Source organism: Desulfosarcina sp. (genome assembly GCF_033791525.1).
GTDB lineage: Bacteria > Desulfobacterota > Desulfobacteria > Desulfobacterales > Desulfosarcinaceae > Desulfosarcina.
The window spans coordinates 1-8,736 of sequence record NZ_JASJGN010000300.1 but is presented as its reverse complement, the minus strand read 5'-3'; the positions used below and the strand labels follow the sequence as shown (position 1 = coordinate 8,736).

The 8,736-nt window shown below is 56.6% G+C and carries 8 protein-coding genes; 4 read left to right on the top strand and 4 right to left on the bottom strand.

From position 1 onward, the window contains the following. From gyrA to QNK41_RS14985, 4 genes are all read right to left on the bottom strand, one after another. The coding region (gene gyrA, locus QNK41_RS15000) for a DNA gyrase subunit A (RefSeq protein ID WP_319258311.1) at positions 1–1,745 on the bottom strand (1,745 nt) is incomplete at its 3' end. A gap of 58 nt (positions 1,746–1,803) precedes the next feature. Beyond that, positions 1,804–2,901, bottom strand: coding sequence for an AI-2E family transporter (locus QNK41_RS14995; RefSeq protein ID WP_319258309.1), 1,098 nt, complete (start codon positions 2,899–2,901; stop codon positions 1,804–1,806). Positions 2,902–3,070: 169 nt separating this feature from the next. Further along, positions 3,071–3,226 carry a hypothetical protein gene (locus QNK41_RS14990; protein ID WP_319258307.1) on the bottom strand — a complete coding sequence of 52 codons (156 nt, stop codon included), beginning with the start codon at positions 3,224–3,226 and terminating at the stop codon, positions 3,071–3,073. A gap of 290 nt (positions 3,227–3,516) precedes the next feature. Further along, positions 3,517–4,803 carry an acetyl-CoA C-acetyltransferase gene (locus tag QNK41_RS14985; RefSeq protein ID WP_319258306.1) on the bottom strand — a complete coding sequence of 429 codons (1,287 nt, stop codon included), beginning with the start codon at positions 4,801–4,803 and terminating at the stop codon, positions 3,517–3,519. A 143-nt stretch (positions 4,804–4,946) separates the two neighbouring features. Here QNK41_RS14985 and QNK41_RS14980 point away from each other — a divergent pair, with 143 nt between their 5' ends. From QNK41_RS14980 to QNK41_RS14965, 4 genes are all read left to right on the top strand, one after another. Next, positions 4,947–6,452 carry a HEAT repeat domain-containing protein gene (locus tag QNK41_RS14980; protein ID WP_319258304.1) on the top strand — a complete coding sequence of 502 codons (1,506 nt, stop codon included), beginning with the start codon at positions 4,947–4,949 and terminating at the stop codon, positions 6,450–6,452. Then, positions 6,416–7,060 (top strand): CPBP family intramembrane glutamic endopeptidase, encoded by a 645-nt coding sequence (locus QNK41_RS14975; RefSeq protein ID WP_319258302.1) that lies wholly within the window; start codon positions 6,416–6,418, stop codon positions 7,058–7,060. The genes QNK41_RS14980 and QNK41_RS14975 overlap by 37 nt, the downstream gene beginning before the upstream one ends. A gap of 246 nt (positions 7,061–7,306) precedes the next feature. After that, positions 7,307–8,056, top strand: coding sequence for a hypothetical protein (locus QNK41_RS14970; RefSeq protein ID WP_319258300.1), 750 nt, complete (start codon positions 7,307–7,309; stop codon positions 8,054–8,056). A 110-nt stretch (positions 8,057–8,166) separates the two neighbouring features. After that, a partial coding sequence (locus QNK41_RS14965; RefSeq protein WP_319258299.1) for a hypothetical protein occupies positions 8,167–8,736 on the top strand: 570 nt, incomplete at its 3' end.

Genomic DNA, 8,736 nt, shown 5'->3' with positions numbered 1-8,736 from the left:
TGGCGGCCGGCCTGAGGGATTTCGTATACCTTGCGCCAGTAGACCTTGCCCAGGTTGGTAAAAAAGAGGAAATAATGATGGGTGGAGGCCACGAACAGGTGCGAGACGAAATCCTCTTCCTTGGTGCCCATGGCAGTCTTGCCTTTGCCGCCGCGCCGCTGGCTTTGATACAGGGTAATGGGGTTACGTTTGATGTAGCCGGTGTTGGTGATGGTCACGACCATGTCCTCTTCGGCAATCATGTCCTCGATGGTCAATTCCCGAGAATATTGCAGAATCTCGGTCCGGCGCACATCACCGAATTCTCCCTTGAGGATGTCCAACTCGTTTTTGATGATGCTCAGCACCAGTTGTTCGCTGCCCAGAATTTCCTTGAACCGGGCGATGTCTTTGAGCACGGCTTCGTACTCTTCGACGATTTTGTCCCTTTCCAGGCCGGTGAGCCGCTGCAGACGCATCTCTAATATGGCCTGGGCCTGGATGACGGTGAGGCCGAAGGTTGCTATGAGCCGTTCCTTGGCTTCCACCGGCGTCTTGGATTCACGGATCAGCTTGACCACGGCATCCAGGTTGTCCAGGGCCACCTTCAACCCTTCCAGAATATGGGCCCTGGCTTCGGCCTTGTTCAGGTCGAAGCGGGTGCGCCGGATGACGATCTCCTTGCGATGTAGCACGAAATACTCAAGGATCTGCTTCAGGTTGAGGACCTGGGGTCGGTTGTTGACCACCGCCAGCAGGATAATCCCGAAGCTGCTCGCCATCTGGGTGTGCTTGTACAACTGGTTGATTACGATGCCGGCCATGTAGTCTTTTTTGACCCCCATGGCAATGCGCATGCCCCGCCGGTCGGACTCGTCGCGCACATAGCGCAGCCCTTCGATCACCTTGTGCTTCATCAGTTCGGCAATCTTTTCGATCAGCCGCGCCTTGTTCACCTGGTAGGGGATCTCGGTGACCGCGATGGTTTCCTGCCCGGTCTCCTTATCCTCTTCCACCGTCACCCGTGCACGCGTACGGACAATGCCCCGACCCGTCTCATAGGCGTCCCGGATACCCTGAAGGCCGTGAATGATGCCTGCGGTGGGAAAATCCGGACCGGGAATATGAGCCATGAGTTGCCCGCAGGTAATCCCCGGATCGTCGATCAGCGCCTTGATGCCTTCGATCACCTCCGAGAAATTGTGGGGGGGGATATTGGTGGCCATACCCACGGCAATCCCGGACGATCCGTTGACCAGAAGGGCCGGGAATTTGGCCGGCAGCACCGATGGTTCGGTGAGGGATTCATCGTAGTTGGGGCCCACGTTGACGGTCTCTTTATCCAGGTCCTCGAGCATCTCCTGGGCCAGCCGCGTCATGCGAATTTCCGTATATCGCATGGCCGCCGCCGGGTCACCGTCGATGGAGCCGAAGTTCCCCTGGCCGTCCACCAACGGGTAGCGCATGGAAAAATCCTGGGCCAATCGCACGATGGTGTCGTAGACGGCGCTGTCGCCATGGGGATGATATTTACCGATCACGTCACCCACGATGCGGGCCGACTTCTTGTAGGGTTTGTTGTAATCGTTTTTCAATTCCCGCATGGCGTAAAGCACGCGGCGGTGAACGGGTTTGAGCCCGTCACGCACATCGGGAAGCGCCCGGCCGATGATCACACTCATGGCGTAATCGAGATAGGACTTCTTCATCTCCGCTTCGATGCTGATCTCGGGGCTTTGCAGAATGTCGGTTGTGTTATCGCTCATGATCGTGAATTATCCTTGCTCTGGTCTTCCCGGCACCGGGTGAACCGCTTGCTCACCGTCACGGCCGGTCTGGTTTGGGTTGGGAGTGTTCAACAAATGTCTGGTAACTGGTGTGGTAAATATTGGTCAACGTGAGAAAGGCGGTGGCAATCAACGGGCCATAGATGATCCCGAGAATGCCGAAGATGTTGAGACCGCCGATAAGGGACAAAAACACCACCAGGGTATGCATCTGTACCCGCTTTCCCACCACCCTGGGCTTTAATAGATATTCGACGCCGCCGGACAGCAGCAGATAAAAGATCAGGAAAAAGAGGCTGGCACCGATGCGCCCTTTTAAAAAGAGAAAAATCACCGTGGGAATAAACACTGCCCCGATGCCGATGATCGGCAGAAACGCCAGCAGGGACATGATCACACCCCACAAAAAAGCGGACTGAAGACCGAACAGCCAGAAGATCGTTCCCCCGGCGACGCCCTGTATGGCTCCGCACAGGCCGTTTCCCACGAGGATGGCACCGGCCATGTCGTTGAATTTACCGATGAGCTGGGCGTCCTGATCGTCGGGGAGGGGCGACAGATCGATAAGAAACTGCACCAGCTTCGGCCCATCGATGAGCAGAAAAAAAATAACCAGCAGCATGAGGAAAAAACTGGCCAGGAAGGACAAGGTGTTGGACGCAATGGATCGGGCCTGGTCGTAAAGAAACAGGCCCACCGCCCTGCCGATGTCGGAGATGGTTTTGTTCAGTTCCTCCCCGGTGATGGCGATATCGAAGCTGTCCAGCAGCGGGTTGATCCGGTCCAGCAGGGCGCTGTTGGTAAAATGGGTATTGATGAAGCTGGAAAGGGCCGGACTTTTGGCCAGTTGGATCAGCTCGTAAGCTTCCTGGGCCAGGACCCCCACAAAAAAAACAATCGGCACAAACAGGATAAAGAAAATCAGCACGCAGGTTAACAAAGAAGCGAACCCGGGGTTGATTCTTTCATGGGCCGTCAACATCCGGTATACCGGATGAAATACGCCGGCGACAACGGCACCCAAAACAATGATTGAAAGGAACGGCGACAGAAGCCATCCCATCAAAGACATGGAAATGAGAAAGCAGGCCAGAAAAAACCACAAAATCATATTCTGGGAGGTCCGATCCGCCATGGTTCCTCCATAAACCGGCAGTGGTATCGCGATGCCACGGGGCATAACGCAATCTGCGCAAACGCCTGAGTAAAAGGGGAAGAGGCATTTGCGCAGAATTAATGCTGGATGCGTCAGACTCGGATGATCAATTGTCAGCCGGAATCAGACAGGGATTTGGCGAAGCTGCTTAGTTGCTGACAAGGGCGCCTACTGCGAGATAGAGCAATATCACATAAACAGCCACCGGAATGTAGCTGCCGGCTATCCCGTAAACGATCCCCCCGCCGATAATGGCGGGAACGCCGCAAAACACAAGAATCCCCAATTTTCTGCTGATATCCATATTTTCCCATCTCCTGTCGCCGCTTTAGGCGAGGGGTTTTTTTCGTTCGCTCAAACCGGCCGTTATTTACCAATAACAGCCGAAAAAGTAAAGAAAAAAGTAACCGTTCAACGGTTCGAGGTTCAAAGGTTCACGGTTCACTGAAAATCTTAACGCTTAAGTCTGCGGTGTCGGAGCTTTGACCAAACGGCCAGCGAAAGAAAGCACCCACCTCCAGGAGACTTAGTCACCTGCGGGCCGGAGTCTGAGTGGTAACCTCTGAACCCTTGAACCACGGAACCCACACAACATCACCTTTCAACGATCATTGCCATTCCCATGCCGCCGCCGATACACATCGTGATCAACCCGGTGGAATAGCCTTTGCGCTTCATCTGGTTCATGCCGCTGACCATCTGCCGGGCGCCGGTGCAGCCGATGGGATGCCCGATGGAGATACCGCTGCCCAGTTCGTTGGGCCGGTCAGCCTCGATGCCCAGTTCGCGCATGCAGCCGATGGCCTGGGCGGCAAAGGCCTCGTTGAGTTCGATCATGTCAATGTCATCCAGGGTCATGCCCGTAGCGGCCAACACTTTTTTTACCGCGGGTACCGGCCCCAACCCCATGTACGCCGGATCCAGCCCGCCGGAGCGGAAAGCCTTGACTTTGACGATGGGCTCAAGGCCGAGGTCCCTGGCTCTTTCCGCGCTCATCAGCAGCACAGCCGCTGCGCCGTCGTTGATGCCCGACGCATTTCCCGCGGTGACGGTGCCATCTTTCTTGAACGCCGGTCGCAGCTTGGCCATTTTTTCCAGACTGGTGTCCATGGGGCGCTCGTCGGTATCCACGAGGATATCCCCTTTGCGGGATTTGACGGTCACCGGAACAATTTCCTGGGCGAATAGTCCCTCTGTAATGGCGGCCCGGGCCCGGGTGTGGCTGAGTACGCCCAATTCGTCCTGTTCCTGGCGGCTGATGTTATACAAACCGGCGATATTTTCCGCAGTCAGGCCCATGTGGTAGCCATAGAAAATCTCATACAGGCCGTCGAACACCATCAGGTCGTAGATGTCACCGATGCCGGTCAGCTCCATGCGGTGCCCCCAACGGGCCTTGGGCAGGGCCATTGGCGCCAGGCTCATATTCTCCATGCCGCCGGCCAAGACCACGTCAGACTCGCCAGTCATGATGGCCGACGCCCCCAGGGCGATGGCTTTCAGGCCGCTGCCGCAGACCTTGTTGATCGAAAACGCCGGGGTTTCCTTGGACAGCCCGGCGCGGATCAAGGCCTGCCGGGCCGGGTTCTGACCCTGGGCCGCCTGAAGCACGTTGCCCATGATGACTTCATCGATGGACACGGTCGGCATGTCATCGGTCCAGTCCATGGCGTTTTTCTCCAGCTCGATGAGCCCTTGGTCTTTCAAGGCATCAGGTCCTGCCGCCTTTAAGGCGTCGCTGGACTGGGGCCGCACACCGGCATTTTTTAGGGTCTGTTTCATGACGGTGGCACCCAAGTTCACCACCGGAACGGTCTTTAACGATCCGCCGAATGATCCCACCGCGGTTCTGGCACCACTGACAATGACGACTTCTCTCATTTCAATCTCCTCCCGTTGTTGATTCTTGGCAGTGCAGCTGATATGGGTAAATAGGACTGCATTATTGTCAATCATGAAGCAAAAAGCTCCGATCCAAACGGTTTGGTCAATACCACAGATTCCGCGAGGGTGTCCAACACGAAATGAAACGCCGCCTGTATGCCCCGGCCGTGCTTGTCGTCGGTCTGCTGAGCGCTCAGATCGTCGCCACCGCCCATGTCTACCTGTCCAATCTGGACCTGTTGCAGGCCACCGAGGCAATGATGCGCAGCGGCTACCTGGCTGTCCCTAACGCCAGGGTGGCGAAGCACCTCGATTCCCTGGCTACCGCCGTTGCCGGAGGCCTGTTCTTCACTTTGAGCATCGGTGCCGGTCTCTCGCTGGTCACCCTGATCGGTGCCTGGCTGTGGGACCGGGCTTTCCGGCGACGTCGGACGGCAATCTTTCTTTACCTGTTGATATGGGCGGCCGGCATGGTCCTGGTCAATAGCAACGGCTGGAACCTGGCGGGCTCCGCCTATCTGGTGGTGGTCCCCCTGGTCACGGGATTTACCGCCATTCATCTCTTACCGGCCCGCACGACACTGGTTTCAACCGCCGGTGTTTTCTGGCCGGTATCCGCCGCCATTATCCTGGCCCTGATGTGGGGTCTGGTGCTCGACCGCAATATGTTCAGCAACATCCGCGATCATCTGCTGTTGGGAAACCGGGCCGGCCAGTCCATCACGAACGCCTATTATGCCTACACCCTGTTCCCCGCCGAGGCGTTTAAATCCTTGGAGCAAAAACAAATCCGCACCTGTGTCCTCGGCAGCAGCCTGGACCGGGCCAACTGGACCCGGCTCGAACGGACCGTCCGCGCCCTTGACTACCTGCCCGTCCTGGCCGGCTATCCGGCCGACCTGACCATCGGCCTGCACACGGACCAAAAACGCTTTTCCCTGGAAAACAACCGGCAACCCGTTCTGAGCGTTCCATCGGGTGAACTGCTGGGCAGTCCCGACAAAGCGCTGAACGCCTATTCCAGCAAACTTGACCGCAACCGTATGTTCAGAACCCTGACCCTGGCCTGCCTGCTGTTGGGATTACCATTGGTTCTATTTAGTTTTCTATTCAGTGTGCTGGGCGTGTTGCCCAATCTTTTTTTAACCGGTGCCGTTTCGGATTTGATCGCCGCCATCTGTTGCATCGTGGTGGGCGGCATCCTGCTGGTGCCCGTTTACCAGGGACATACCGCCATCGTTGTCCCCGCCAATCCGTCCATCGCCTTGTCCGCCCCTTCGCCGATCACCCGCATCGCCGCACTCAGGCAGGCCTGCGAAGACCACCGGGACATCGCCGTGGAAGTCAAAAAACAGGGAATCGAAAATAGCCCTCACATCGCCGAACGGTATTGGCTGGCACGCAGTCTGGCCTACACCCGAGATCCGGCGGCCCATGCCATGCTGCTGGCCCTGGTTGACGATCCGGCGCCCATCGTGGTCTGCCAGGCGCTGTGGGCCCTGGGAGAGCGAAAAGACCAGGCCGCGGTGCCGGAGATCATCAGCCGGATCAACACCTCTCCCCACTGGTACATTCAGATGTATGGCTACCGCGCCTTGAGGACACTGGGATGGGTCCAACCCCGATCTCCACTGCTTTCTTACTAGCATCGCTGTTGGCAGTGGCCCTGCTGGAAATGGCAGCGGCCTATTTGGGCACCCGGATGCAACTGCCCCGTCTATGGCTGATCGCCGGCACCCGAACGGCGCAGATGCTCGTGGTGATGACCCTGGCCGTAATCCAGGGTGGCGGACTCCAGGTGCTCGGACTGGACAGGCACACTCTGCTGGGCGGCTTCAGAAAAGGGCTGGTATGGTCCGCCGGTTTCGCCGCTGCGGCTGGTCTGTTGTTTATGGGCCTGTTCATGATCGGTCAAGACCCGTTCATGCTGGTCCGATCACCGCTACCGGAAGGGGCATACCAACGGGGTCTGTTTTTTTTCGTGGGGGGAATCGTGGCTCCGGTCGCCGAGGAGATCGTCTTCAGGGGATTGATATTCGGCTACCTGCGCCGCTGGGGCGTTCCGGCGGCGGTATTAATCTCCACCGCCCTGTTTGCCGCCCTTCACTTGCCGGCTGTGCCGATCACCCAGATCGTGGGAGGGCTGGTTTTTGCCGTGGCCTACCACACGGGCAGGAGCCTGATGGTACCCATCGTCATCCACGTGCTGGGCAACCTGGCCATTTTCACGCTCTCCATGCCCTGGCTTCACTGAAGTATTGCCAGATGAAAGCGGCGGGGAGACAAGTCCAATCTGATGATCAGACGGTCGGATAAGAGATCGATTTTAATGGACCATTCAATTATTCACACCTTGACAGTTCCCGACTGTTTTTATAGATTTGAAATTTATGACATTTCTTTTTCGTGTCACGGGGAGGGCAATCGCTCCCGTGCCGAAGGTCGAATATGGGTTCCCATCAGCAACGGGCACCTCACCCAAACTATTTTGTGAATTCAAATGAGCGCAGATAAAAAAGAGACACACAGCGGACTGGCTTCCCTGTTCGACGGGGTTGAATTGAAAAGCTTTTTCATCAATTACCTCTGGTTCATCATCGCCGTGGAAATTGTGATCTTTCTGGTGAGCTTCCTGGGGAATCTGGGCCCGGACAAGGGTCCTTTTCCGTGGAAGTTTTATTTTTATGTTTCTTTCGTCACCCCGGTGGCCATCACCTTCCTGCTGGGCGTTTTCATCCTGGCCTTCAACCAGTTCATCTTCGGCAACGCCCCGGCCGCCGGAGAGGATGGCGGAGCAGGCACGGAGGCGGACGACAGCCGGTCAAAGCTTTTCCAGTTCCACCTCTTTCTCACCCACATGAAAAAGGTGCCTTTTCTGCCGATGCTGTTCGCCATCGTGGCCTGCACGGTGTTGTTTTACAAACTGGATGCCATCTTTCTCTTCATTTTCAATGCCGGAGAGAAAATGGTCACCTACAGCCTCGTCGCCGGCGGTGTCCTGCTGGTGGCCGGAATGATTTTCGGTATCGCCTGGATCGTCAGCAACTACAAGCTCAGCAAGCGGCATATGGAACACGAGTACCGCTACCGCAACGACGTGATGGAAAAGCTCGGTTTTCTGATCATGGAAGACGATACGGTAATCGATAAGGATGGCAAAATGATCAGCCAGAGGCATCTGCTTCTACCGGAATCCCAGAAGCCGTCCGAAGAGCGGGAAACCCTGAAAATCCTGCCGCCATCCAAATGACCTAACGGCCAAATCATGGCAGCCGGCCAACCGACCACTTTCCGTGTACCCGGGATTCGATGCGCGCGCCCATGCCTTCAACCCGTCCAGACCGCAAACGAAACCTCCGCATGTCCGTAAATGAAAGCGGATTCATCGTGAACCCAATGGCCGCCACGATCTTTTTCGGGCTCATTCTGACCATCGTGGTTTACTCTGCCCTGGACATTACCGGCACCATGACCCGATTGGGGCCCTATAGCCCGGTGCTGCCCCTGATCGGCATTGTTGGGCTGATGGTCGGTGTATACAATGGCGTAAAGCGACTCAAGCGACGTGCGGTGCGTATCCGTATCAAAGGCCCGCTATTCATGCGTTCACTGATGAATGACTGCATCGAGCGGACCTGCGGCATTCTGGAAATGCAGCTGAACTCCCCTGCAATCTCCTCGGCGATGATACTGAACGACATCCTGCTGGACAAGATACTGGACATCTGCGCCAGGGATTGCCTTCGTTTTTCGGACATCCGCAGGCAGATTGAAAGCAGCCGGCTGAAGGGCTCGGGTGGTCTGGTGCTGGCCTGCTTTTTCCAGACATCCGTGGAATATCGTAAACAGGCACTGCCCGGAGAAATCCGGCAGGTGGCCGACACGGTGTCGCGAAGCCGACCGGATCTTAAACAGCTGCTGGAACGGCTG